The organism is Amycolatopsis sp. DG1A-15b, assembly GCF_030285645.1.
Classification (GTDB): Bacteria; Actinomycetota; Actinomycetes; order Mycobacteriales; family Pseudonocardiaceae; genus Amycolatopsis.
Genome location: NZ_CP127296.1, coordinates 8,504,351 through 8,528,346 on the forward strand (window position 1 = coordinate 8,504,351; position 23,996 = coordinate 8,528,346).

At 71.0% G+C, this 23,996-nt stretch carries 27 protein-coding genes; 14 read left to right on the forward strand and 13 right to left on the reverse strand.

The features are described from left to right. Positions 1–27 precede the first annotated feature (27 nt). Positions 28–819, forward strand: a complete 792-nt coding sequence (locus QRY02_RS39480) for an arylamine N-acetyltransferase family protein (RefSeq protein WP_285987828.1) — start codon at positions 28–30, stop codon at positions 817–819. Here QRY02_RS39480 and QRY02_RS39485 read toward each other — a convergent pair. Both QRY02_RS39485 and QRY02_RS39490 read right to left on the reverse strand, forming a co-directional pair. Further along, positions 813–3,134, reverse strand: coding sequence for a sensor domain-containing protein (locus QRY02_RS39485; RefSeq protein ID WP_285987829.1), 2,322 nt, complete (start codon positions 3,132–3,134; stop codon positions 813–815). The genes QRY02_RS39480 and QRY02_RS39485 overlap by 7 nt on opposite strands. Positions 3,135–3,200: 66 nt before the next feature. After that, positions 3,201–3,929, reverse strand: a complete 729-nt coding sequence (locus tag QRY02_RS39490; RefSeq protein ID WP_285987830.1) for a rhomboid-like protein — start codon at positions 3,927–3,929, stop codon at positions 3,201–3,203. Between the two features lie 168 nt (positions 3,930–4,097). Here QRY02_RS39490 and QRY02_RS39495 point away from each other — a divergent pair, with 168 nt between their 5' ends. Next, positions 4,098–4,652 (forward strand): hypothetical protein, encoded by a 555-nt coding sequence (locus QRY02_RS39495; protein WP_285987831.1) that lies wholly within the window; start codon positions 4,098–4,100, stop codon positions 4,650–4,652. Here the strand turns inward: QRY02_RS39495 and QRY02_RS39500 are convergent, their stop codons facing one another. Then, positions 4,653–5,099: a pyridoxamine 5'-phosphate oxidase family protein gene (locus QRY02_RS39500; RefSeq protein ID WP_285987832.1), complete on the reverse strand. Its 447-nt coding sequence runs from the start codon at positions 5,097–5,099 to the stop codon at positions 4,653–4,655. An 86-nt stretch (positions 5,100–5,185) separates the two neighbouring features. Here QRY02_RS39500 and QRY02_RS39505 point away from each other — a divergent pair, with 86 nt between their 5' ends. Next, the gene (locus tag QRY02_RS39505; protein WP_285987833.1) at positions 5,186–5,761 is read left to right on the forward strand and encodes a TetR/AcrR family transcriptional regulator; all 576 of its coding nucleotides are present in this window, start codon (positions 5,186–5,188) and stop codon (positions 5,759–5,761) included. On the opposite strand, the gene QRY02_RS39510 is transcribed toward QRY02_RS39505, so the two are convergent. Continuing rightward, positions 5,712–7,043, reverse strand: a complete 1,332-nt coding sequence (locus tag QRY02_RS39510; protein ID WP_285987834.1) for a nucleobase:cation symporter-2 family protein — start codon at positions 7,041–7,043, stop codon at positions 5,712–5,714. The genes QRY02_RS39505 and QRY02_RS39510 overlap by 50 nt on opposite strands. Before the next feature lie 130 nt (positions 7,044–7,173). On the opposite strand from QRY02_RS39510, the gene QRY02_RS39515 reads away from it, so the two are divergent. Both QRY02_RS39515 and QRY02_RS39520 read left to right on the forward strand, forming a co-directional pair. Beyond that, entirely contained in the window at positions 7,174–8,313 is a 1,140-nt protein-coding gene (locus QRY02_RS39515; protein ID WP_285987835.1) for a 5-methyltetrahydropteroyltriglutamate--homocysteine S-methyltransferase, read from the forward strand. Then, positions 8,313–8,630, forward strand: coding sequence for an NIPSNAP family protein (locus QRY02_RS39520; protein WP_285987836.1), 318 nt, complete (start codon positions 8,313–8,315; stop codon positions 8,628–8,630). The genes QRY02_RS39515 and QRY02_RS39520 overlap by 1 nt, the downstream gene beginning before the upstream one ends. 40 nt (positions 8,631–8,670) lie before the next feature. Here the strand turns inward: QRY02_RS39520 and QRY02_RS39525 are convergent, their stop codons facing one another. Continuing rightward, entirely contained in the window at positions 8,671–9,126 is a 456-nt protein-coding gene (locus tag QRY02_RS39525; RefSeq protein WP_285987837.1) for a hypothetical protein, read from the reverse strand. 116 nt (positions 9,127–9,242) lie between these two features. On the opposite strand from QRY02_RS39525, the gene QRY02_RS39530 reads away from it, so the two are divergent. Genes QRY02_RS39530 through QRY02_RS39545 form a run of 4 tightly spaced genes read left to right on the forward strand, consistent with a single transcriptional unit; the run spans position 9,243 to position 13,264 of the window. After that, positions 9,243–10,034, forward strand: coding sequence for an IclR family transcriptional regulator (locus QRY02_RS39530; protein WP_285987838.1), 792 nt, complete (start codon positions 9,243–9,245; stop codon positions 10,032–10,034). A gap of 53 nt (positions 10,035–10,087) precedes the next feature. Beyond that, positions 10,088–11,302 carry an NAD(P)/FAD-dependent oxidoreductase gene (locus QRY02_RS39535; protein ID WP_285987839.1) on the forward strand — a complete coding sequence of 405 codons (1,215 nt, stop codon included), beginning with the start codon at positions 10,088–10,090 and terminating at the stop codon, positions 11,300–11,302. Beyond that, the gene (locus QRY02_RS39540) at positions 11,302–12,474 is read left to right on the forward strand and encodes a 4-hydroxybenzoate 3-monooxygenase (protein WP_502874162.1); all 1,173 of its coding nucleotides are present in this window, start codon (positions 11,302–11,304) and stop codon (positions 12,472–12,474) included. Before QRY02_RS39535 ends, QRY02_RS39540 begins: the two co-directional genes overlap by 1 nt. Positions 12,475–12,526: 52 nt before the next feature. After that, the gene (locus tag QRY02_RS39545; RefSeq protein ID WP_285987841.1) at positions 12,527–13,264 is read left to right on the forward strand and encodes a Clp protease N-terminal domain-containing protein; all 738 of its coding nucleotides are present in this window, start codon (positions 12,527–12,529) and stop codon (positions 13,262–13,264) included. Between the two features lie 118 nt (positions 13,265–13,382). Here the strand turns inward: QRY02_RS39545 and gnd are convergent, their stop codons facing one another. Both gnd and QRY02_RS39555 read right to left on the reverse strand, forming a co-directional pair. Further along, a complete protein-coding gene (gnd, locus tag QRY02_RS39550) occupies positions 13,383–14,822 on the reverse strand; it encodes an NADP-dependent phosphogluconate dehydrogenase (protein WP_285987842.1) in 1,440 nt (479 codons plus the stop codon). Between the two features lie 85 nt (positions 14,823–14,907). After that, positions 14,908–15,828 carry an MBL fold metallo-hydrolase gene (locus tag QRY02_RS39555; RefSeq protein WP_285987843.1) on the reverse strand — a complete coding sequence of 307 codons (921 nt, stop codon included), beginning with the start codon at positions 15,826–15,828 and terminating at the stop codon, positions 14,908–14,910. A gap of 234 nt (positions 15,829–16,062) precedes the next feature. Between QRY02_RS39555 and QRY02_RS39560 the strand changes: the two genes are divergently transcribed. The 4 genes from QRY02_RS39560 (at position 16,063) to QRY02_RS39575 (ending at position 19,303) form a co-directional block, all read left to right on the forward strand. Further along, a complete protein-coding gene (locus tag QRY02_RS39560; RefSeq protein WP_013222333.1) occupies positions 16,063–16,926 on the forward strand; it encodes a helix-turn-helix domain-containing protein in 864 nt (287 codons plus the stop codon). A gap of 100 nt (positions 16,927–17,026) precedes the next feature. Next, positions 17,027–17,878 (forward strand): SAM-dependent methyltransferase, encoded by an 852-nt coding sequence (locus tag QRY02_RS39565; protein WP_285987844.1) that lies wholly within the window; start codon positions 17,027–17,029, stop codon positions 17,876–17,878. Further along, positions 17,850–18,698 (forward strand): SAM-dependent methyltransferase, encoded by an 849-nt coding sequence (locus QRY02_RS39570; RefSeq protein ID WP_285987845.1) that lies wholly within the window; start codon positions 17,850–17,852, stop codon positions 18,696–18,698. Before QRY02_RS39565 ends, QRY02_RS39570 begins: the two co-directional genes overlap by 29 nt. Next, positions 18,695–19,303 (forward strand): class I SAM-dependent methyltransferase, encoded by a 609-nt coding sequence (locus QRY02_RS39575; RefSeq protein WP_285987846.1) that lies wholly within the window; start codon positions 18,695–18,697, stop codon positions 19,301–19,303. Before QRY02_RS39570 ends, QRY02_RS39575 begins: the two co-directional genes overlap by 4 nt. A gap of 64 nt (positions 19,304–19,367) precedes the next feature. Here the strand turns inward: QRY02_RS39575 and QRY02_RS39580 are convergent, their stop codons facing one another. Continuing rightward, complete coding sequence (locus QRY02_RS39580) at positions 19,368–19,622, reverse strand: hypothetical protein (protein ID WP_285987847.1); 255 nt, start codon at positions 19,620–19,622, stop codon at positions 19,368–19,370. 4 nt (positions 19,623–19,626) lie between these two features. Continuing rightward, positions 19,627–19,791: a hypothetical protein gene (locus QRY02_RS39585; protein WP_285987848.1), complete on the reverse strand. Its 165-nt coding sequence runs from the start codon at positions 19,789–19,791 to the stop codon at positions 19,627–19,629. Positions 19,792–20,092: 301 nt separating this feature from the next. Between QRY02_RS39585 and QRY02_RS39590 the strand changes: the two genes are divergently transcribed. Then, a complete protein-coding gene (locus QRY02_RS39590; protein ID WP_103341780.1) occupies positions 20,093–20,347 on the forward strand; it encodes a DUF397 domain-containing protein in 255 nt (84 codons plus the stop codon). A 111-nt stretch (positions 20,348–20,458) separates the two neighbouring features. On the opposite strand, the gene QRY02_RS39595 is transcribed toward QRY02_RS39590, so the two are convergent. Genes QRY02_RS39595 through QRY02_RS39610 form a run of 4 tightly spaced genes read right to left on the reverse strand, consistent with a single transcriptional unit; the run spans position 20,459 to position 23,937 of the window. Next, positions 20,459–21,004: a hypothetical protein gene (locus QRY02_RS39595; protein ID WP_285987849.1), complete on the reverse strand. Its 546-nt coding sequence runs from the start codon at positions 21,002–21,004 to the stop codon at positions 20,459–20,461. Further along, entirely contained in the window at positions 20,997–22,139 is a 1,143-nt protein-coding gene (locus QRY02_RS39600) for a hypothetical protein (protein WP_285987850.1), read from the reverse strand. Before QRY02_RS39600 ends, QRY02_RS39595 begins: the two co-directional genes overlap by 8 nt. 11 nt (positions 22,140–22,150) lie before the next feature. After that, positions 22,151–22,543, reverse strand: a complete 393-nt coding sequence (locus QRY02_RS39605; RefSeq protein ID WP_285987851.1) for a FixH family protein — start codon at positions 22,541–22,543, stop codon at positions 22,151–22,153. Further along, positions 22,540–23,937, reverse strand: coding sequence for a DUF8832 domain-containing protein (locus tag QRY02_RS39610; protein WP_285987852.1), 1,398 nt, complete (start codon positions 23,935–23,937; stop codon positions 22,540–22,542). The genes QRY02_RS39605 and QRY02_RS39610 overlap by 4 nt, the downstream gene beginning before the upstream one ends. Positions 23,938–23,996: the final 59 nt, after the last annotated feature.

The following is a 23,996-nucleotide window of genomic DNA, read 5'->3' on the forward strand; positions in this document are numbered from 1 at the left end:
GTGCGGTCGAGGGTTCACCATGAACCCATGACCACTGAAGGGGAATGGGGCATCGGCGCCGTCGATCTCGACGCCTACCTCACGCGCGTCGGGCAACCGCGGCGGACGCCGTCCGAAGCCGCGCTCACCGAACTCATGCGGGCGCACGTCGGGGCCGTCCCGTTCGAGAACGTCGACGTCGTTCTCGGGCAGCACCAAGGGATTTCGCTCGACGTCGTGAGCGCGAAGCTCGTCGGACGGCGGCGGGGCGGCTACTGCTACGAGCAGAGCGGCCTCTTCGCCGCCGTCCTCGAGCGGCTCGGCTACACCGTGCACCGGCTTTCCGCGCGCGTGCAGCCGCGGCGGCCCGGGCCCTACACGCACATGACGCTCGTCGTCGACGTCGACGGCAAGCAGTTCCTCGCCGACGTCGGGTTCGGCGCCGGGATCCTCGATCCCATGCCGCTCGTCGACGGCCACGAGGTCGACCAAGCCGGGTGGCCGCACCGCGTCACCGAAAACGACGGCTGGTGGACGCTGCAGAAGGGCGACGAGGACATCCTCGAACTCCGCCTCAACGAGATGCACCCCATCGACTACGAGGTCTACCACCACTACACGTCGACCCACCCGAAGTCGCCGTTCACCGGGCGCCTGGTGATCATGACGATCGAGCCGGGCGTCAGCCGCAAGCTCCTCGGCCGGGAACTCACCGTCGAAAAACCCGACGGCAGCAGCGAAACCACCACCGTCGCGCCCGACGAACTCGACGCCACGCTCAAGGAACTCGGCATCGAGCTGACGGCGGACGAGCTGGAGCGGCTGAAGAACGTCTACTGACCGAACAGCTCGGCCGCCGGGACCGGGCGGCCGAGGTGGTAGCCCTGCGCCTGGTCGCAGCCGAGCGCGCGGAGCAGCTCCAGCTGCTCCGTCGACTCGACGCCCTCGGCGATCACCGTCAGGTCCACCGCGTGGGCCATCGCGATGATGCTCGTGACGATCGCCTCCGCGTCCCGCGACTCGGCGATCCCGGTGATGAACGAGCGGTCGATCTTGAGCGTGTCCAGAGTCAGCCGACGCAGTTGCGCGAGCGACGAATAACCAGTGCCGAAGTCGTCGATGGCCAGCAGCACGCCCAGGGAACGCAGGGACGCCAGCACTTCCGCGGCCGCTTCCTGATCGCGCATCAACGCGCTTTCGGTGACTTCCAGGCACAGCGCGCCGGCCGGCAGCCCGGTGGCCGCCAGCGCGTCCTGGACCGCGGGCACCAGGTGCGGGTCGTCGAGCTGGCGGGCGGAGAGGTTGACCTTCAGCGTCAGGTCCAGGCCCTGGCCGACCCGCCGCGCGGCGAGCTCGCGGGTCGTCGCGCGCAGCATCTCCTTGCCGATGACGTTGATCAGGTCGCTCTCTTCGGCGAGCGGGATGAATTCCGACGGCGAAATCGCGCCGTGGCGGGGGTGCGTCCACCGCAGCAGCGCTTCCACCGCGACCATCTTGCCGGTCCGCAGGTCGACGACCGGCTGGTACGCGGGCCAGAGCTGGCCGTCGTGGACCGCGTAGCGCAGGTCCTGCTCCATCCGCAGCCGCCGCTGCATCCGCTCGCGCAGGCCGACGTCGAAGAAGTGGTGCCGCCCGCGGCCGAGCGCTTTCGCCTGGTACATCGCGACATCCGCGTCGCGCAGCAGGTCCTCGGCACTGCGGCGGTCGTCGCGGCCGACGAGCACGACACCGATGCTCGCGTCGAGGTGCAGCTGCCTGCCGAGGACGCCGATCGGCTCGGCCAGCGTGGCCCGCAGGTGTTCGGCCAGCGCGCGGACCTCGCCCGCGTCGGTGACCTCGGCGGTGACGACGACGAACTCGTCGCCGCCCAGCCGGCCGACCAGGTCTTCGCGACCCGAGCTGCGGCGCAGGCGTTCGCCGACGATCCGCAGCACCTGGTCACCGACCGAGTGCCCGAGCGAGTCGTTGATGACCTTGAACTTGTCCAGGTCGAGGAACAGCACGGTGACCGTGCCGCGCTCGCGGGCGTCGAGCCTGCCGAGCACCAGGGTCCGGTTCGCCAGCCGGGTCAGGGGGTCGTGGGTGGCGTCGTAGGCGAGCTGCGCGCTGATCGCGCGGGTCTCGGTGATGTCGGTGAACGAGGTGACCACGGTCATCGCCGCCGGGTCGTCCGGGTCGAGCAGCCGCGAGGTCAGCGACACCCAGACGTCGCGGCCGTCCGGCCGGCGCAGGCGGACGACCAGGCCGTTGTGCGTGACCCCGGTCCGCCGCGTCAGCACCGACGGCATCTCGTCCGGCGGGATCCACTGCCCGGCTTCGGTGAACAGCGTCAGCGTGTGGCACGGGACGCCGATCAGGTCGGCTTCGGCGACGCCGAGGATGCGGCAGGCCGCCGGGTTCGCCGCTTCGATGAGCCCGCCGGGACCCATCACGAGCACGCCTTCGTCGAGCGACGCGACAACCGTGCGGTAGTTCTGCTCGGCCCGCCGCCGCGCGGTTTCGTCGGCGCAGACGAGCACGTAGCCGTCGTTCATCTCAGCTGCCGAGACGCGGACCGCCAGGGGAGCGCCGTCCCGCCGCCGGTGCACCGCTTCCGCGACGCCGCCGCCGCGCCGGATGGCCGGCAGGTCGAGCGGTGCGCCGACGAGCTCGCTCGCGCGGCGCCCGACGGCTTCGGCCGCAGTCCAGCCGTAGACCGCCTCGGCGGCCGGGTTCCAGCTGGTCACGACGCCCTCGCCGGTGGTCGCGATCAGTGCGTCGCTGACGTGCGACACCAGCGCGGCCTGGTAGCGGAGGGCGTCGGCGGCCGCCTTCTTCGCCGTGATGTCGCGCATGACGACCTGGTACGTGGATTCCCCGAGGCGCACCAGCACCGTCTCGACGGCGAACTTGCTGCCGTCCAGCCGGGACATCAGCGCTTCGACGGGCTCGCCGGCTTGCCCCGGCTTCGTCAGCCGGGCGAGCTCCTCCTGCAGGACGGCTCGCGCCTCCTCGGCGACGAAGTCGGTGAACCGGCGGCCGACGACCTCGTCGGCGGAACGCGCGGCGAAGGTTTCTAGGGCCGCGCGGTTGGCGTAGGTGAGCACGCCGTGCTCGTGGACGCAGATCGCGTCCGGACTCAGCTCGACCAGTTCGGCGAGCGAGTCGGCCTGCATGTGCGTCCGTCCCCCGGTGAAGTCGGCGTGTGGCTCGTCGATTACACCACCGACTCCGGCCCCTGCCTACCCGGCGGAATCCGGGCTCGGCCTGCGGATGCGCTCCCGCAGCCACGGTCCGCAGACCAGCAGCCCGAAGTGCGCGGCGAACGCGTGGCCGAGCAGCGTGACGACCGAGTCGAGGGCCGTCGGGTCGTCGCTCAGCCAGATCGCCGCGATGAACGCCTCCATCGCGGCCAGCGCCAGCAGGCGCGCGCGGCCGGGCAGCAGGAACACCAGCGCGCCGGCGGTGGTGAAGAAGCCGTAGCTGACGCCGATGTCGAGCCAGTGCCCGGCCGAGTTCGGCAGCACGTGCGCGCTGATCAGGGCCATCACCGGCAGTTCGGTGACGAGGGTGGCCACGATGTGGCCGGAGAAGAACACCAGCGCCGTGCGGCGGGCACCGAACCGGCGTTCCAACGGCGCGACGGCGATCGCGAAGATCAGGGCGTAGACGAGCCAGTTTTCGCCGGGCAGCCAGATCGCGCTGCTCAGCAGGGAGGTCAGCGGGCGCCGCCACAGGTTGTGGGCGTCGGTGCTGGACAGCTGGAGCAGCCGGGCCGTCACCGCCGGGTCGGCGAACTCGAGCAGCAGGGTCGTGGCCAGCAGGACGATCAGGTAGCCGCAGGTGAACGGCGTGGTCTTCGGGTTGGGGACGTACCGGAGCAACGTCCGCGGGCCGCGGGGGCGCGCAACGGCGATCGAGGGGACCGGCCGTTCGGCTCTCAGCAGCATGGACTGAGCTTCGGTGGTCATGCTGGGAGTATCACGAGCGGCAGCTTAGAAAACGCTGTGGATGTCACTCACCGTCAGACTTTGCGTTACGTGACGATTTTTTGCCGGACCTTCACCCGTTCGGGGGGCTTTTACGGTAAGAATACGGCCACGATGACGGCCGAAAGGCCCTCGGGAAGGTCAGTCGGGGTGAACGACGAGGTATCGGTCGCCGAGCTGCTCGTGCGCGAGGGCTGGGGCGACCGTCCGGGACCGGGCCAGTCACGCTGGCGCGTGGTCGCGGTGATGCTCGCCGTCATCGTGGGCTGCGGTGCCGCCGCGGCGCTGGTCGCCTTCGGCGGCAAGGAGCGCCAGGACGCCGCCCCGGTCGACCAGATCCAGGTCATCCCCTTCCCGCAGCGCACCACCGGGCTGGGCGGTGCCGACCAGGCCACCGACTCACCGCCGGACGGCGGGATCGGTGGCGGTACCGGCGGCGACGTCGTCACGGCGTCGAACGAGCACCGCGGCACCGTCACCGAGGTGCCGGGCCGCAACCCGGCCACCGAAACCACCGGCGCCGGCGTCGGCACCGGAACCGCGACGCCGACCGCCACGCCGTCCGGCACCGCACCCGCGACCACCGGTGGCGCCTCGACGACACCGCCGCCGACCGGGAACCCGACGTCGCCCGCCGGGCGCCCGCCGACGCCGACCCCGACACCACCCCGACCGACGACATGCTTCCTGGTCATCTGCTGGTGATCAGGCCAGCTGCTCCGAGAGGTCGCTGAAGTCCGAGGTGTTCCAGCGCTCCGGGCGCATCACGATCGCGATGTTGCTCCCGTGGGCCCCGTCGGTCGCGTCGGTGTAGGCCTCGCTCACCCCCGGCGGCAGGTAGCGGGCCGCCATCTCGTGCCGCTCCGCCTTCGTCATCGGCCACGACTTCACGACCGGGCCCTCGACCGAGACGTACTTGTAGACGCCGTCCTGCTGCTGGACGCACAGCGCGAACCGGCCGGCCGCCTCGATCAGCCGGGCTTTCCGCAGACCGGGTGAGGTCATCACGACGACGTCGCCACCCGGCTCGTAGCGGTACCAGATCGGCGTGGTCAGCGGCGCCCGCCCGGGCTCGGCCGCGACGCTCAGCACGCCGACCTGCGGCTCGGCGAGGAACGCTTCGCGCTCGTCCTTGGTCATCTTGCGGGCCATGGAGACTCCTTAAGGCAAATGGATTTGACTTAAGGCTAGCCATAGAGCGACCCCTAAAGCAAGAGTCTTTGCTTTAGGATGGACTCATGACCCGACCCGGCGGCCGTAGCGCCCGTGTTCGCGACGCGGTGCACGACGCCGTCGTCGAGCTGCTCGCCGCCGGCGAGATCGACGCGGCGATCCCGAAGATCGCCGAGCGGGCGGGCGTGAACCCGACCAGCATCTACCGCCGCTGGGGCAGCCGCGACGCGCTGCTGCTCGACGCGGCGGTGACGCGCCTGCGCTCGACGTCCCCGATCCCGGACACCGGTTCGCTGCGCGGCGACCTGCTCGGCTGGGCCGAGGGCGTCGAACGCGCGATGCGCGACCGGCACGGCCAGATCCTGCTCCGCGCGCTCGTCGCCACCCTGCGGCCGGACGAGAAGCCGATCGAGTACCTCCAGGCCCGCGGTGACGACCTGCAGGCCGCCCTCGACAAGGCCGCGGCGCGGGGAGAGCCGGTGCCGTCGGTCGACGAGGTGCTCGACTTCGTCCTGGCCCCGCTCTACCTGCGCGTGCTGTTCCGGCGCCCGGTCGAGCCGGGCACCGGTACCGTGCTCGTCGACCGGCTGCTCAACGCGCGTCGAGCAGGTCCGGCTCCGAGCGCCGGCCGAGGTGGTTGAACAGCAGGTTCAGCACGAAGGCGAGCACCGCCGCCACCGTGATCGAGCTGCCGCAGATCGTCTGCAGCCAGGCCGGGAAGTGCTTGAAGATGTCCGGCGCGAACGCCGGCAGCAGGCCCACACCGAGGGCCACCGCGACGACGAAGGTGTTGTGGTTGCCGGAGAACTCCACCGTCCGGAGGTTCTGGGCGCCGACCGCGGCGACCATCGCGAACATCACGACGGCGACCCCGCCGACCACCGGTTCCGGGATGGCCGCGATGAACGCGCCGACCTTCGGCACCAGGCCCATCAGCACCAGGATCCCGCCGGTCACCGCGACGACCCAGCGGCTGCGCACGCCGGTCATCCGCACCAGGCCGACGTTCTGCGCGAACGCCGTGTCGGGGAAGGAGTTCATCACCCCGCCGAGCACCGCCGAGACGCCGTCGGTGGCCAGGCCGCGCGCGAGGTCGGCGTCGGTCGGCGGGCGCCCGGTGATCTCGCCGACGGCGATCATGTCGGCGGTCGACTCGGTGAACGTCACCAGCATGACCACGCACATCGACAGGATCGCCGCGACCGGGAACGTCGGCGCGCCGAAGTGGAACGGCGACGCGAGCCCGAACCAGCCGGCCGCGCGCAGGCCGTCCCAGTGCACCAGTCCCATCGGGATCGCCACGACCAGCCCGATGGCCAGCGCGAGCAGCGGCCCGATCTGGTTGGCGAACCCGCGCAGCACCCGGGTGAAGAGCACGAGCAGCGCGAGCACGCCGAACGCCAGCCCGAGGTGCGACGGCGCCGCGTAGTCCGGTGCCGTCGTGTCGTGGCCGGCGATCATCGCCGCGCCCGGGCCGAGCAGCGAGACACCGATGACCAGCAGCAGGGTCCCGGTGACCAGCGGCGGGAAGAACCGGATCAGCTTCGCGAACGGCCTCGCGATGAGCAGCCCGAACACGCCGGACGCGATCATCGCGCCGTAGACCGCGGGCAGGCCGTACTGGGCCGCGATGAGGATCATCGGGTTGACGACGGTGAACGTCGCCCCCGCCACCACCGGCAGCCGGATGCCCAGCAGTTTCCCGATGCCGACGGCCTGTATGAGCGTCGCGATGCCCGCGACCAGCAGATCGGCGTTGACCAGCAGCCCGATCGTCGCCGGGTCGAGCTTCAGCGCGCTGCCGACGATCAGCGGCACCGCGACCGAACCGGCGTACATGATCGACATGTGCTGGAGGCCGAGCAGGGCCAGCCGGCCGGCGGGCAGCCCCTGGTCGACCGGGTGGACCGCGGATTCCGTCATGAGCGCCCCCTGTACAGCAACCTGGTCGATGTCACAGCCAACGCGGTGCCGGTGACGGTAGCAAGTCCCGGCCGTGATGATCATGTTTCGGGGGGCGGCGCGAAGGCCGGGAATGTGTGACCATCGGTGCATGACTTCGGGTGGCATTTCCCAGGTGGGCCCGCCGTTTCGCGCCGATCACGTGGGGAGCCTGCTGCGGCCCCCGGTGTTGCGCGACGCACGACGGCGGCACGAAAGCGGCGAGATCGGCGCGGAGCAGCTCCGCGCGGTCGAGGACGACGCGATCCGCGACGTCATCAAGATGCAGAAGGCCGCCGGGCTGAGTTCGGCGACCGACGGCGAGTTCCGGCGCGCTTCCTGGCACATGGACTTCATCTACGCGCTCGGCGGCATCTCGAAGAGCGACCAGCGGCTGCACGTCAAGTTCCACAACCTGGCGGGCGACCTCGAGTTCAGCCCGCCCGGGCTGCAGGTCGACGGCAAGGTGCGGCTCGACGAACCGATCTTCGCCGACCACTTCCGGTTCCTGCAGTCCCATGTGGACCCGGGTGTGACGCCGAAGCTGACCATCCCGTCGCCGAGCATGGTCTACTACCGCGGCGGCCGGGCCGCGGTCAGCGAGACCGTCTACCCGGACCTCGAGGAGTTCTTCGCCGACCTGAGCTCGGCGTACTCGGCGCAGGTCGCGGCGATGAGCGGCCTCGGCTGCCGGTACCTGCAGCTCGACGACACGAGCCTCGCCTACCTGAACGACCCGGCGCAGCGGGAGCTCGTCGCGCGGATGGGCGGCGACCCGGACACCCAGCACCTGCGCAACATCGCGACGATGAACGCGGCGCTCGAAGGCCGTCCCGAGGGCCTGACCGTGACGACCCACCTGTGCCGCGGCAACTTCCGCTCGTCGTGGGCCGCGGAGGGCAGCTACGAGTTCGTCGCCGAGGCGCTGTTCGGCGAGCTCGCCGTCGACGGGTTCTTCCTCGAGTACGACGACGAACGCTCCGGCGGGTTCGAGCCCCTGCGGTTCGTGCCGAAGGACAAGAAGGTGGTGCTCGGCCTGGTCACGACCAAGCGGCCGGAGCTGGAGGACCCGGACGTCCTGGTGCGGCGGATCGAGGAGGCGGCGCGGTACGTCGACATCGACCGGCTGTGCCTGTCACCGCAGTGCGGCTTCTCCTCGACCGAGGAGGGCAACGACCTGACCCCGGACGACCAGCTGCGCAAACTGGAGCTGATCGTGTCGACGGCCGACCGCGTCTGGGGCGGCCACTGATGATCACCTGCGTCGTCGACTACGTCATCGACCCCGCGAAGCTGCCCGACTTCGAACGCTTCGCCGCGGCATGGATGCGTCTCGTGCAACGGGAGGGCGGCATCCACCACGGGTACTTCCTGCCGTCGGAGGGCGCGAGCGACGAAGCCCGGGCGCTGTTCAGCTTCGAAAGCCTGGCCGCGTACGAGCGCTACCGGACGCTGTTCGGCGTCGACCCGGACTTCATCGAGGCCGACAAGATCCGCGAAGAGAGCGGCTGCGTGGTCCGGTACCGGCGCTCGTTCATGCGCCCGCTGCTGCCGGACGACGACCTCTGAGAGCGAGGCGCCCCGGGGTGGTCCCGGGGCGCCCGTCGGGTCAGCCGCAGTTTCCCCAGGTGTGGCGCCCGCCGGTCGCCAGGCCCGAACCGTGTGCGACGAAGCCGTCGTACTGCACGCACTGGTTGTTCGCCGACACCTTGACGGCCGCGTAGTACGCGAACTGGCCGCTGTCTTCGTGCCAGGTCCCGCCTTGCACCAGGATTCCGGCATCGACGTACGTCTTCGTGCCGACGTCGACCGACTTGATGGTGGCGACGCAGTTGGCGTGCGCGGAGTTGTACATCAGGTAGACGTCACCCCACTTGGCCGTGCCGGACCGCACCTCGCGGTGGCCGTCGGACGCGGGCGACCACGACCCGCCGAAGTCGGTGGCGCACGCCTCGGCCGCGCTGTACGGGTTGGCCGCTACCACGGCCGAAGCCGGCGGCGCCGAGATGGCGGCCGCGCCCAGCGCGGCGGCCACCGAGATGCCCCACTTCGTCCAGAGCTTCATGGTTCTCCCCTCGTTGCGCCGTCCCGGTCCGGACAGCACGGTGCACACACGCCTCGACGTGGCCGGCGGTTTAGCCGCGGGTTGCGGCTCGTCCCGCCGGTGCGAAAACTGGCCCCATGCGACACAGCGCGCAGCGGCCGCCGTCGGTGGTGGATCGCGTCCTCGACCTCCTGGGCGCCTTCACCGCCGACCGGCCGCGGCTCACGCTGTCCGAGCTGAGCCGGCGGGCCGGGCTGCCGCTGTCGACCACGCACCGGCTCGCCGGCGAGCTCACCCGGCGCGGTGCCCTCCTGCGCGACGAAACCGGTGCCTACCGCGTCGGGCTGTGGCTCTGGGAAGTCGCCTCGCTCGCCCCGCACGGCGCGGAGCTGCGGGAGAGCGCGATGCCGTTCCTGGAAGACCTCTACGAAGCCACGCACCAGAACGTGCAGCTCGCCGTGCTCGACGGGCCCGAGGTCGTCTACGTCGAGCGCATCTCCGGCCGCGGTGCCGTCAACGTCCTGACCCGCGTCGGCGGGCGGCTGCCCGCGCACGCCACCGGTGTCGGCCAGGTGCTCCTCGCGCACGCTCCGCCCGAGGCCCAGGAGGAAGTCCTGGCCGGTCCGCTCAAGACGTTCACGCCCAAGACGATCGCTTCGCCGGCGCTGCTGAGGCGGGTTCTGGCCGACGTCCGCCGCGACGGCTACGTGATCAGCGACGGCCAGGTCGAGCTGGTCGCGCTGTCGGTGGCGGCGCCGGTCCGCGACGCCGCGGACGAGGTCGTGGCCGCGATCTCGGTGGTCGTCCCGGCGGAGGGGACGGACCCGCGGACGCTGGTCCCGGCGGTCCGGGCCGCGGCGCGCGGGATTTCGCGGGTGCTGGGGGCGCCCCGCGCGGTGCGCTCGGCCGGTGGTTCCTCGACGGCTTGAGCTGGTTGTGGTCGGATGAGGTAGAGGGCTGCCGGATGGGGTGAGGAGAAGGAATGACCACCGTGCTCGTCGTCGGTGCTGGCCAGAGCGGGTTCCAGGCCGTGGCTTCGCTGCGGGACCGGGGTTTCGACGGCCGGGTCGTGCTGGTCGGGGACGAGCCGGGCGTGCCGTACCAGCGGCCGCCGCTGTCGAAGGCCTACCTGGCCGGGACCGCCGGGCTCGAACAGCTGCACCTGCGTGGTGCGGACTTCTTCGCCGAGAAGGACATCGAGCTGGTCGCCGGCCGGGTCGGGCGGGTCGATCGGGCGGCGCGGAAGGCCGAGCTCGAAGACGGCCGCGAACTGGACTACGACTACCTGGTCCTGGCCACCGGCGCCCGCAACCGGACGCTTCCCGTGCCCGGCGCGGACCTCCCGGGCGTGCTGACGCTGCGCACCCGCGACGACGCCGACCGGCTCCGGGCGTCTCTCGAGCGGGCCGGGGACGTCGTCGTCGCCGGTGGTGGGTTCATCGGGCTGGAGTTCGCCTCGCACGCCGGGCGCCCGGTGACGATCGTCGAGGCGCAGGACCGCCTGCTCAACCGCGTCGCGACGCCGGAGATCTCCGCGTACTTCGCCGACCTGCACCGCAACGCGGGGCACACGGTGCTGCTCGGCCAGGGCGTCGCGGCGCTGCACGGCGACGAGCGCGTCCGCGAAGCCGAGCTGGCCGACGGCACCCGGCTGCCCGCCGACCTGGTCGTCGTCGCCGTCGGGGTGGTGCCCGAGACCACGCTCGCCGAGACCGCCGGGCTGCCGGTGCGCAACGGGGTCGTCGTCGACGCGCACCTGCGGACGGCGGACGAGCGGATCTTCGCCATCGGCGACTGCGCCAACTTCCCGTGCGTGCAGGCCGGCGCCGAGACCCGGCTGGAGTCGGTGCAGAACGCCGTCGACCAGGCCCGTTGCGTGGCCGCGGCGATCACCGGCACGCCGGCGCCGTACGCCAGCCTGCCCTGGTTCTGGACCGACCAGGCGGGCGCCAAGCTGCAGATCGCCGGCATCCTCTCGGGCGCCGACCGGACGGTGGTCGCGGGCGACCGGACCGAAGGCAAGTTCTCCGTGCTGTCCTTCCGCGACGACGTCCTCATCGCCGTCGAGTCGGTGAACCGGCCCGCCGACCACATCGCCGCGCGCCGCCTGTTCACCGCCGAGCCGAAGCCCGCGTACGCCGATCTCGAGGCCAGCGCCTTCGACCTCAAGGCGCACCTGAAGTCGCGAGCGGCGTGATGCGCACGCAGGTGGCGGTGATCGGCGCCGGCCCGGCCGGGCTGCTGCTGTCGTTCCTGCTGCACGAAGCCGGGATCGACTGCGTGGTCCTGGAAGCCCGCGACCGCGAGTACGTCCGGAAGCGGGTGCGGGCGGGGGTCTGCGAGCAGCCGACCGTCGAGCTGCTGACGTCGCTGGGCCTCGGCGAGCGGCTGGCGGCCGAGGGCATGCCGCACGAAGGGCTGTCACTGCGGTTCGACCGCGCCGACCACCGGATCGCCCTCACCGAGCTGACCGGGAAGACGATCACCGTCTACGGGCAGCAGGAGATCGTCAAGGACCTCATCGACGCCCACGAAGCCCGTGGATATCCGATTTCCTTCGAGGTCTCGGCCGTCGAACTGTCCGATGTAGACACAGTGCGGCCGCGGGTTCGTTACCGCGACCGCGAAGGCAGTGCGCAGGTCATCGAGTGTGCCGCCGTGGCGGGCTGCGACGGCTTCCACGGTGTCTGCCGTCCGTCCATTCCGGACAGTGCGCTGACGGTGTACGAACGCGAGTACCCGTTCGCGTGGCTGGGTGTCCTGGCCCGGACCCCGCCGTCCCACCACGAGCTCATCTACACCCACCACGAACGCGGGTTCGCACTGCACAGCATGCGGACGCCGGAGATCACCCGGCTCTACCTCCAGGTCGATCCCGCGGAGTCCCTCGAAGCCTGGTCCGACGACCGGATCTGGGCCGAGCTGACCGCGCGGCTCGAGGTCGAGGGCGACTTCACGCTCCGGGAAGGCCCGATCCTCGACAAGGGCATCACGCCGATGCGCAGCTTCGTCGCCGAGCCGCTGCGGCACGGGCGCCTGTTCCTGGCCGGCGACGCCGCGCACATCGTGCCGCCGACCGGCGCGAAGGGCATGAACCTGGCGATCGCCGACGTCCGGGTGCTGGCCCGCGCCCTGGAGGCGTTGCTGCGCGGTGACGAGACGCCCGCCGCGGCCTACTCGGACGCCTGCCTGCGCCGGGTCTGGCGGGCGGAGCACTTCTCCTGGTTCATGACGACGATGCTGCACACCGACCCGTACGCGGACGGCTTCGCGCGGCAACTGCAGCTGTCGCAGTTGCGCTACACGACGTCGTCACGCGCGGCGGCGACCAGCCTGGCGGAGAACTACGTCGGGCTGCCGTTCGCCTGAGATCGTCAACTCATGGTTGACGACTGCTGGTCGTCAACCTACAGTTGACGACATGACCTTGCCGACCAACATCAAGCTCGACGACCTCATCAACGCCATCAAGAGCAACAACGACCATGACGCCCTCGCCCAGCTGACCGACGCGGTGTACGTGGGTCAGCACCTCGGCGAAGTGGCCGACCACCTGATCGGCCACTTCGTCGACCAGGCCCGGCGGTCGGGGGCGTCCTGGACCGAGATCGGCGCCAGCATGGGCGTCACCAAGCAGGCCGCCCAGAAGCGGTTCGTGCCGAAGGTCGACCCCGGCGGCGACCCCAGTGGTTCGATCGAACGCGTCTACGGCCGCTACACCGACCGGGCGCGGCACGTCGTCGTCGCGGCGCAGAAGGCGGCCGTCGACCACGCCAGCCCGTACATCGACACCGTGCACATCGTCCTGGGCCTGCTCACCGAGCCGGCCGCGCTGGCGGCCGGGGCGATCCTGGCCCAGGGCGTGCAGCTGGACGCCGTCCGCGAAGCCGCCGAAGCGCGGCTACCCGAGCCGGTCGACCCGGTGCCGAACGTGGTGCCGTTCTCCGGGGCCGCCAAGAAGGCCCTCGAGCTGACCATGCGCGAGGGCCTGCGGCTGGGGCACAACTACATCGGCACCGAGCACCTGCTGCTGGCGCTGCTGGAACAGGGCGAAGGCAGTGGCTTCGAGGTCCTCGACGGCTTGGGCGTCAAGAAGGACAAGGCCGAGGCGAAGATCCTGGAGGTGCTGGCGGAGATCCTCGCCGCCCGGGGGCAGTGAGACCGCTCTGGTGGGCCATCGTGCTCGCGGTGGTCCTCGTGACGTTGCTCTGATCGGGAAGGACCAGGGGGTCTTCCCGGCCGCGCGGGCCCTCGTGGGGGAGGGCCCGCGCGTCGCGTCAGGCGTCGGACTCCGGGCGGCCGTCGGCGGCCCAGGCCGTGTGGAACGAGCCCTCTCGGTCCACCCGCCGGTAGGTGTGGGCACCGAAGAAGTCCCGCTGGCCCTGCACCAGCGCGGCCGGCAGCCGGTCCGCGCGCAGGCCGTCGTAGTAGGCCAGCGCCGTCGAGAAGCCCGGCGTCGGGATGCCGAGCTTGACCGCCGTCGAGATCACCGAGCGCCACGAGTCCTGCGCGTCCTCGACCGCCTTGCGGAAGCCGCCCGAGGTGAGCAGGGTCGGCAGCTCCGGCTCGTCGGCGTAGGCCGCGGTGATGTCGTTGAGGAACTTCGCGCGGATGATGCAGCCGCCGCGCCAGATCGAGGCGACCTTGCCCAGGTCGATGTCCCAGCCGTACTCGGTCGCGCCGGCCTGGATCTGGTTGAAGCCCTGCGCGTACGCGACGACCTTCGACGCGTACAGCGCCTGCTCGACGTCATCGGCGAAGCGCTCCAGCGAGGCGCCCGACAGCGGCGCGGCCGACGGACCGCCGAGACCGCGGGCCGCCGCGCGCAGCGACGTGGACCCGGACAGCGAACGCGCGAAGACGGCTTCGGCGATGCCCGAGATCGGGACGCCCAGGTCGAGGCCGATCTGCACGGTCCAGCGGCCGGTGCCCTTCTGCTCGGCGGCGTCCTCGACGACGTCCACGAACGGCTTGCCGGACGCCTTGTCGACGTGCGCGAGCACCTCGGCGGTGATCTCGATCAGGTAGGAGTCGAGCCGCCCGGTGTTCCAGGTGCGGAACACGTCGGCGATCTCGGCGGGTGCGTAGCCGCCCGCGTGCCGGAGCAGGTCGAACGACTCCGCGATCAGCTGCATGTCGGCGTACTCGATGCCGTTGTGCACCATCTTGACGAAGTGGCCGGCGCCGTCCGCGCCGATGTGCGTGCAGCACGGCTCGCCGTCGACCTTCGCCGAGATGTCCTCGAACAGCGGGCCGAGCGACTCGTACGACTCCTTCGAGCCGCCGGGCATGATGCTCGGCCCGTGCAGCGCGCCTTCCTCGCCGCCGGAGACGCCGCTGCCGACGAAGTGCAGGCCGCGCTCGCGCAGCGCCTTCTCGCGGCGGCGCGTGTCGGCGAAGTGCGCGTTGCCGGCGTCGATGATGACGTCGCCCTCTTCGAGCAGCGGCGCGAACTCCTCGATGACGGCGTCCGTCGGGCCGCCCGCCTTGACCATGATCACGACCTGCCGGGGCCGCTCCAGCGCGTTCACGAACTCCTGCGCGGAGTACGCCGGGATAAAGTCGCCCTCGTCGCCGAACTGCTCCACCAGCGCGCGGGTCCGTTCCTCGGACCGGTTGTGCAGGGCCACCGTGTGGCCGTGCCGGGCCAGGTTCCGGGCCAGGTTGCGGCCCATGACCGCCAGGCCGGTGACCCCGATGCTCGCCTTCTTGCTCATCCGAATCCTTCCGAAGTCTCTCTCGATTCAGACCCTAGTCCGATCGACGCCTCAAGGGAGGCCACGGAGGAGCAGCTCACCTAGTTCAGGAGAAGCAGCGGATCGGGCCCTTGTTGAACGCGAGCATGTCCGTGATCGCGGCGACCAGGTCGATCTCCGCGCCCCACTCGGCGCCGTCCAGCTCGGCGTAGGCGCGGTGCAGGTTCCCCGGCAGTCGCTCCTGCTCGCTCAGCTCCGCGAAGTCGCCCAGGTCGGTCTCCTTCGCCAGCTCCAGCGGGGACAGCCCGGCGGCCTTCCCTCGCTCGGCCGTCTTCTGGAGGAAGGCCAGGTACGCGTCCACTTTGTCCACGACGTCCAGTCCGCAGGGGCCGCCGTGCCCGGGCAGGATCACGTCCGGCTCCAGCTCCCGGATGATGTCGAGGCCCTTGCGCCACCCCGCGACCGAACCCATCAGCGCGAACGGGCTGCCGCCGTGGAACACCAGGTCACCGGCGTAGAGCACGCGCTGCTCGGGCAGCCAGACGAGCACGTCGTTGGTCGTGTGGGCCGCGTGGCCGGGGTGGATCAGCCGGATCTCGACGTCCCCGGCGTAGAGGGTGAGCCGGTCGTCGAACACGACCTCCGGCGGGCGCGACTCGAGCTCGCCCCAGTCGTTGCCGACGAAGATGCCGTCGAACGTCTGGATGCCCTCGGCGACCATCAGCTCGCGCGTCTTGCGGTGGCCGATGACCGTGGCGCCCGCGACCAGGTAGTTGCCGTTGGTGTGGTCGCCGTGGTGGTGGGTGTTCACCAGGGTCGTCACCGGGCTGCCGGTCGCGGCCGCGACCGTCTCCAGCAGCGCACGCGTGCGGCGCTCGGTCGAGCAGGTGTCGATCAGCACGGTGTGGTCGCCGGCGTCGACGAACCCGCAGTTGTTGATGTACCAGGAGCCGTCCGGCTGGACGTAGCCGTGGACCCGGTCGGCCAGCGGGGTGACGGTGGCGGCGGAGGGCGAACGATCGGTCACCGGCTCACTATGCCCGAGAGCGCGCTCCGCCGGTTGGCGGAAAAATTACGAATTCACTGGTCCAGGCGAGTGAAGACACAGGTGACTGGCATTCTGCGGCGTTTCCTGGAACGCTGCGCGGTGTCATCATCGAGATCCGCAAGGTGAAGCACTAACCTGGGTGGGTTCGATAGTTCGCGTGCGACGGCGGCCGGTGGCCGCCGTTGCTTGGTAGTGGTCCGGGAGAGCAGGGCGATGGCCAGCACCGTCACCTCGCGCCGGAAGCAGCTCGGGAACGAGCTCCGGCATGCCCGCACCGCGGCGCGGATGACACAGCAGCAGGTCGCCGAGGTCCTCGGCTGCACCCAGGGCAAGGTCAACAAGATCGAGTCCGGTGCCGTCGGGGTGAAGCTCGGGGATGTGCGATCGATGCTGAACGCGTTCGGGATCAACGGCGAAGAGGCCGACACGCTGATGAACCTGGCGCGGGCCGCCGCCGGGCAGCGCGGCCACTGGTCCGGCTACCGCTCGGTGGTGCCGCACTGGTTCCGCACCTTCACCGACCTGGAGCCCGCGGCCGCGGAGATCCTCACCTGGCACGGTGAGCGCATCCCGGGCCCGCTGCAGTCCGAGCACTACATGCTCAAGCAGTTCACCGAAGCCGGCGCGACGGACGTGACGTCGCTGGTGCGCAACCGGCTCGACCGCAAGGCGGTGTTCGAGCAGCAGCAGCCGCCGTACTACCGGTTCATCATCAGCGAAGGCGCGCTGCGCCGGGCACCCGGCGGGTACGCGCCCGCGGTGATGCTCGACCAGGTCGAACACCTGCTCTCGCTCGAGAAGCACCCGCGGGTCTACGTACACGTACTGCCGTTCGGCGCCCGGCTGGCCGCGGTGCCCAACGACTTCACGATCATGCGGTTCCCGGACCGCACGCGGGACTTCGTCTACATCGAGCACTCCGCGGGCGGGCTGTACCTCGACGACGTCAAGGACTTCAACATCTTCGTCGACTCGTGGGACCGGCTGCGCGGAGCCGCGCTGGAGCGCCAGGAGACCCGGCAGTTCCTCAAGGAGCTTGCGGAGGGTTACCGCGCCCAGATGCAGCAGCTCCAATAGGGCGAACGGCCGCGTGAACAGTCCCGAACGGTGAACAACCGTCGGTAGAGTGTTCGGTTGCGCCCGAAACCACCCGGAAGTGCCGCCCGAAGGGGACATCGTGGACCCCGCCTTCCTCCCCGAGGCCGTCGACCTCGATCGGCCGAACATCGCGCGCATCTACGACTGGGCCCTCGGCGGCACCGCGAACTGGGCGATCGACCGGCAGTACGGCGAGCAGGCGGTGCAGGCGTTCCCGCTCGCGAAGGCGCTCGCGCGGGGCAACCGGGACTTCCTCGGCCGGGCCGTGCGCTACTGCCTCGCCCAGGGCATCACGCAGTTCCTCGACCTCGGCTCCGGCATCCCGACCGCGGGCAACGTGCACGAGGTCGCCGACGACTACGCCGACGACAGCCGGTGCGTCTACGTCGACCACGAGCCCGTGGCCGTCGCGCACGGGCGGATGCTGCTCGAAGAAGCCGGCGATCCCGAGCGCCACGCCGTGCTGCACGCCGACCTGCGGGACGCCGAAGAGGTCTGGGAAGCTGCGCTCGCCACCGGCGTGCTCGACCCGGACCGGCCGATCTGCCTGCTGACCGTGGCGGTGCTGCACTTCCTGCCGGACGTCACCGGCGTCCGCGAAGCCATCCGCAACTACCGGACGCTCCTGGCGCCGGGATCGGCGTACGTGCTTTCGCACGCGACCGAATCCGGCGTCGAGGGCGATGAGCTGGAGCAGATCCGGAAACTGGTGAAGCTGTCCGAACGGTCGAGCTCGCCCGCGGTTTCCCGGTCTCTCGACGAGATCGCGGCGTTCTTCGGTACCTTCGACGTCGTCGAGCCCGGGATCGTGCCTGTGGGAGAGTGGCGCCCGGAGCCCGGCGCCGCCACGGTCCCCCTCGCGAGCGTGGTCGGCGGTGTCGGCCGCAAGCCTGGAGGACGCAATGACGACGCAGGACCCCGAAGCCCCTGAGGGCGTGGACCTCGACCGGCCGAACGCGGCCCGCATCTACGACTGGTTCCTCGGCGGCGACGCCAACTGGGCCATCGACCGCCAGTTCGGGGAGCAGGCGGTCAAGACGTTCCCGATGATCAAGACGGTCGCCCGTGCCGGGCGCGACTTCCTCGGCCGCGGGGTGCGGTACCTGGCGCGCAACGGCATCGACCAGTTCCTCGACCTCGGCTCCGGCGTCCCGACGGTCGGCAACGTCCACGAGGTCGCCACGGACGTGAACCCGGACGCCCGGTGCGTGTACGTCGACAACGAGCCGGTCGCGGTCGCCCACTCCCAGATCCTGCTGGAGCAGGAGGGGGTCGCGAGCCGGCACGCGGTGCTGCAGGGCGACCTGCGCGACCCGGCCGACATCTGGAAGCGCGCGCTCGACACCGGTGTCCTCGACCCGAACCGCCCGATCGGCCTGATCATGGTCGGCGTCCTGTACTTCCTCGGTGCCGACGAGCCGGTGGCCCAGACCATCCGGAAGTACCTGTCGCTGCTGCCGGCCGGTTCGTACTTCCTGTCCTCGCACCTGACGAGCGATGGCCTGCACGAGATGGCCGACGCGGACAGCCGCGAGTCGATCATGAAGCAGTACAACCAGTCGAGCACGCCGCTCCACCTGCGCACCCGCGAAGAGTTCACGTCGTTCTTCGAGGGGCTGGAGCTGGTCGAGCCGGGCATCGTCTACCTGCCGGAGTGGCACCCGGAGGAGATCGAGTCCCGGGCGACCAGGAAGCTGGCGAACGACCCGGCGTTCGTCGGTCACCTCTGCGGCCTCGGCCGCAAGCCGTGACGGCGGCCGCCTACGACGCGATCGCCGTCCAGTACGCGGAATTCGCCGCCGGGGTCTGGGACAAGCACCCGCTGGAGCGGGCGGTGTGGACGGCGTTCGCGGATTCCGTCCGCGGGCGCGGCCCGGTCGCCGACCTCGGCTGCGGACCCGGCCACCTCACGGCGCACCTGCGTTCGCTGGGGCTCGACGCGTTCGGCGTCGACCTGTCCCCGGCGATGATCTCGCTCGCCCGGGCCGCCCATCCGGACCTGCGGTTCGAGGTGGGCTCCATGGCGGCGCTCGAGCTACCGGACGCGTCGCTCGCCGGGATCCTGTCGTGGTACTCGGTGATCCACACCCCGCCGGGGGACGTGTCCCGGTACTTCGCCGAATTCGCCCGAACGTTGGCGTCCGGTGGTCACGTTCTGTTGGGGTGCTTCGAATCCCGGGGCGGCCCGCTGACGTCGTTCGACCACAAGGTGACGACGGCCTACTGCTGGCCGCTGGACGAACTGGCGGGGCTCGCGGCCGATGCGGGACTCGCCGAGGTGGGGCGCGTGTACCGCGAGCCGGGTCCGGACGAGCGGCCGCTGCGGCACGGCAGCCTGCTGCTCCGGAAACCGTAGCCACGAACGAAAATAGCCCCGGTTCCGTCAGGGAGCCGGGGCTGTTTCGTGGTGGTGCGGCAGTTCAAGCGCGTGAACCGATGCGGCCGCGCATCAGCGGCGTCAGGTCGATCGCGGCTTCCAGCGGGCGGGTCGTGCGGACCCCGTCGGCGTGGCGCCGCAGCGGAAGGTCCTGGTCCGTCGCCCAAGTCGTGGTCTTGCGCAGCGGGGCCTGGATCAGGCTGAAGCCGAAGCGGTTCCGCAGTTCGTTCCCGATGCCCCGGCGGCCACGGTGTTCTTCGTCCTCGCGGCAGAAGAGCGAATTCACCCGGACGGCCATTCGTCTACACCCCCAGCTCTCGTCGCGGTGCTTCGGCGTCCTGATGGGAAAACGCTTCCGCACCTCTGGTCCGGACCAGCTCGGTCGCGGCCGTGGTGGCTGCCCGTCCGGAGACGGCGAGCCTGGTCACGGCGAGCGCGCCGGGTGGCGCACTGTCCTCGACGATCACGCTGTTCCTCCCCCATGAGGTCCTGCGGTGGCTTGGTTTGGTTGGTTCCGGCGCTGGTCGTTCGAACACTTCGGCCCGTCTCGACGACCGCCCGCCGCGAGCAGGCAGTCATTCACCGACACCAGCGCCCCGGCCGATGCGATTAATCCTACTCCTGGAATAATCTTCATGTCGAGGCCGTACCCAGTTGATCACCCGCTTGGCCCTGTGGCTTGCTCCATTGAGACACTGAGTAGCCGGGAGCGGGTGCCTTCGACCAGGTCACGACCGCGCCCCCCATCGATCCTCGGAGGTACGACCCATGGCGGATTATCCGTCGTTCGCGGATTACGATCCGAACACGGCCGTGACCCTGTTCGAAGAGGCCGCCTGGGAGAAGTCGTTCGCCAGCGAGCCCAACGGCGGCAGCTGCGTCGAGGTCAACCTGGGCTCCGAAGGCCTGATCGGCGTCCGGGACACCAAGCTCGCGACCAGCCCCGTCTTCGTGTTCGACACCGCCGAGTGGGAAGCGTTCCTGATCGCCGTCAAGGCCGGCCAGTTCGACCTGCCCGCCTGAGCGCACGTACCGCGGAAGACAAATGGTGAAGGCCTCCTTCCCCGCTCTCTACGGTGAAGGAGGCCTTCGCGACCGTCCGAATACGTCCGGAAGCTCGATGTGAGCGGAATCTCACCCGATTGCCGGAAGCTCCCCGCCGCGCAACCGGCCGCGCGTCCGGCGCCAGGCCACCACGACGAGCACCACGAGCCCGATCAGCGGCAGCGTGCTGATCGCCCAGCTCACGCCCATCGGCGGCCCCGGCTGTTCCAGCACCGGCAGCGCGCGCAGCTCGCCGGTGCCGGAGCCGGCGGGGCCGTTGACCGCGAAGCGGAACGTCCAGTCACCCGGCCGCGGCATCGAGCGGACGTCGAGGCCCCAGACGTCGCGTTTGCGCGGGTGCCGGACCAGCGGCTGCTTCCGGTTCTGCCCGCCTTCCGGGTTGACCATGGTGAGCGTGCCGGACTTGCCCTCGATCCCGCCGTCGGGGATGAAGGTGAAGTCCAGCGACTGCATGGCTTTCAGCGGCCAGGTGCTGAACCCGATGGTCAGCCCGTACGGCCCGGCCTGCACCCGTTCGGTGTGCACGATGTTGACCGGCTCGTAGGCGTTCGCCGTCCCCTCGGTGGTGAACAGCAGCCCGGCGACCGCGGCCAGGGCGAGCAACTTCTTAAGCATCAGCGGTTTCCCCCTTCTTCGCGGGCGCCAGCAGGCAGAGCATCCCGCCGAACCGCCACCCGGCGAACCCGCCGAGCAGCCCCAGTGCCGCGCTGAGCACGGCGGTCGTCGTCAGGTACCAGGCCGGCGGCAGGTGCGCGCCGGTGTAGAGCAGGAAGCGCTGGACCGGCAGGCTCAGGCCGAGCAGCAGCCCGGCGATCCCGCCGGCGACCACGGACACCCGGCCCGGGCGCCACCCCCGGCGCCGGCCGGCGAGGTACACCAGCTCCATCAGCGCGGCCACCGGCAGCAGCGCCATCGGTGTCAGGGAGGGCATCGCCGGCACGCCGGAAACCGCGTCCCGCAGCGGCAGGCCGACCATGTCGGCGTACGCCTGTGCCGCCCACGGCGAGAACCACCAGAAAACGGCCTGCACGACCGCGACCAGCGCCGCAGTGCCCACCGCCCCGCCCGGACGGCGGAAGAACCCGGCGCCCACGGCGACCAGCAGCACCGCCATCATCGACGTCCCGATCGCGACGGCGTCGGCGTAGTCGTCCGGCACCTGCTGCAACCCGAGCGCCAGCACCGGCCCGAAGGTGAGCAGCACGGTCAGTGACGCCAGCGTGCCGAGCCGGCCCCAGCGGTGTTCACGCGCCGCGGCGAACACCGCGGTCGTGCCGATGAGCGACACCGTGATCGACAGCAGCAGCCCGATGTGCGGCGGCGAGTCGATGACTGCGTCGAAGCCGTAGAGCCCGTGCCACCACTGGTCCCACAGGCCGTACAGCAGGAACGTCGCCGCGCCGACCCCGGAGACCAGGTAGCCCAGCGGGGCCGCGAACGTCCGGCCGAACACGTTGACCACGCGCCCGCCGATCCGCGGGTCGACCGGCCGTCCCGCGCGCCGCGCCGCCGTCGTCAGCAGCACGACGGCGAGGCTCGCCAGGCCGACGACCGCGCTGCCCGCGTACAGGAACAGGTGCGGCAGTGTGAAGAACGTGTCCGGCCCGACGTCGTCGTGCCACTGGATGTCCCAGGTGAGCCCGACCAGCGACAGCAGGGATCCGCCGAGCACGACGTTCGCCGGCAGCAGCCCCGTTCGCGCTTGTTGCGTCACCGACGTGCTGCGCACGCCGGATGCGGTGAGATCCATTCCCCCTCCTTCTATTTGACCAACACGGGAAAGACGACCTGCGCGGGCCCGCCGGGGCCGCGCAGTGAAACGGTGATCTCCCACTGCCCGGCCATCGGCAGCCCGACGTCCGCGGCGCGGAAGTGGCCGGGCCCGTCCGGCCCGGCGGGCACCGGCGCGAGCGCGTGCCCCATCTGCGCCATGACCGGCGCGACCGTGACGGCTTCGGGCGCCGGCCCGGTCACCGCCACCGCGAACGTGTTGCCGCCGATCCGCGGCTGCTCCGCGGAGAACTGGACGGTGTACGGTCCCGAAACCGCTTGCTGGGTGGCGGATTTCGCGCCCGTGCCGCCCCACAGCAGCCAGGCGGCACCGGCCGCGGCGACCAGGGCGACGACGGCGATCAGCAACGTCGGGCGTTTCATCGGGCGGCTCCTGTCGTCGGGACGTCGACCACGGCGGGGACGGTGAGCACCCGGTAGCCGCGTTCGGCCTGCAGCCAGATCCGGTACCGGCCGGGCTCGGCGAAGGTGTAGGTGAAGCTGACGTCCGGGCCGTAGGCGGCGACCGTCTCATCAGGACGGTCGAGCTGCCCCGCGACCGGCGGCACCATCGCGTGGACGTGCGCCCACGTCGGGGCCTTGGCGGCGCCTTCGCCGGCGGGACCGGTGAACGGCCCGGTGACGATCAGGTGGCCGAGCATGCCCAGCCAGGGCTGGAGGTCCTGGCCGGGGAAGTGCGCGGTGATGGTGGTCGGCGTCCCCGGGCTGACCGTGAGGTCGACCGGGGTGCCGTCGATCGTCCGCGGTCCGGGCCCGGGTGGCTCGGGTGCGGGGGCCGCGGTGCCCTTGACGTCCACAGTGGACCGCGCGAGCTGGACCCCGCCGCCCCGCCGGGCCAGTTCCGCGGCGACGGCGTAGGTGCCCGCTTCCGGATCGTCGAGGCGGACGCGGTAGTCGCCGGGGCCTACGCGCACCGGGTGCAGGTGGCTCAGCCGGCCGGACGGCGAGACCAGCACCAGGTGCACGAGGGCGTTGTCGTGGACGAGCAGGTCGTCGACCGGGCGGCCGGTGGCGCCGTCGGTGAGCCGCAGCTCGAGCTCGTTGCCTTCGTCCTGGACGGCGAGGTTCACCGGCGGCCGTGAGTAATCCACTGTGGACAGCCGGGCGTTCGCGTACGGGTCGGTGACGTTGTCGTACGTCGGGTCCAGCTGGCTGCCGGGTGCGGGTGGCGGGGGAGTGCTCGCCGACAGCAGCGCGCCGGTGACGGCGACGGCGAGCGCGGCGACCACGCCACCCGCCGGGATCAGCGCGAACGCCGTCCGTTTCGCTCGCACCCCCACGACCAGGGCCAGCAGCAGGAAAACGCCCGCGGCGACGAAGCCGCCGTAGGTCGCCTTCTCCCACGGCGGCACCACCCGGGCGGGCACGATGAACGGGATCGTCGCCGGCGGCCCGGTGCCGTCGCTCAGCGAGAGTTCCCACGGCCCCGGTTTGTCGACTTGGAGATTTCCCGCGTAGACACCCGGTGTGGCGCCGAGGACCACGTCCGCGCGCGAACTCGGGACGCCGCCGGCCGCGACGGCCAGGTGCAGCGTGCCGGGCGCGGTGCCCTGGTGCGTCACGACGTCGATCCGCAGCGGCGACGGTGTCGTGTCGACGCGGCGGATGATCACGGTCAGCTCGCGGGCGCCGAGCGTCTGGGCGACCTGGATGTCGGCGCCGGCCGGTGCGCCGTCGGCGTGCGCTGTCCCCCCGCCGGCCGCGATGCCCAGGACGGCCAGCAGTAACAGCAGTGCGGCTTTCGATTTGCTCCCCATCGTGGTCCGAACCTAACCGGCGCGACCGGTGGCGGGCGTCACGGCGGCGAGGGAACTCC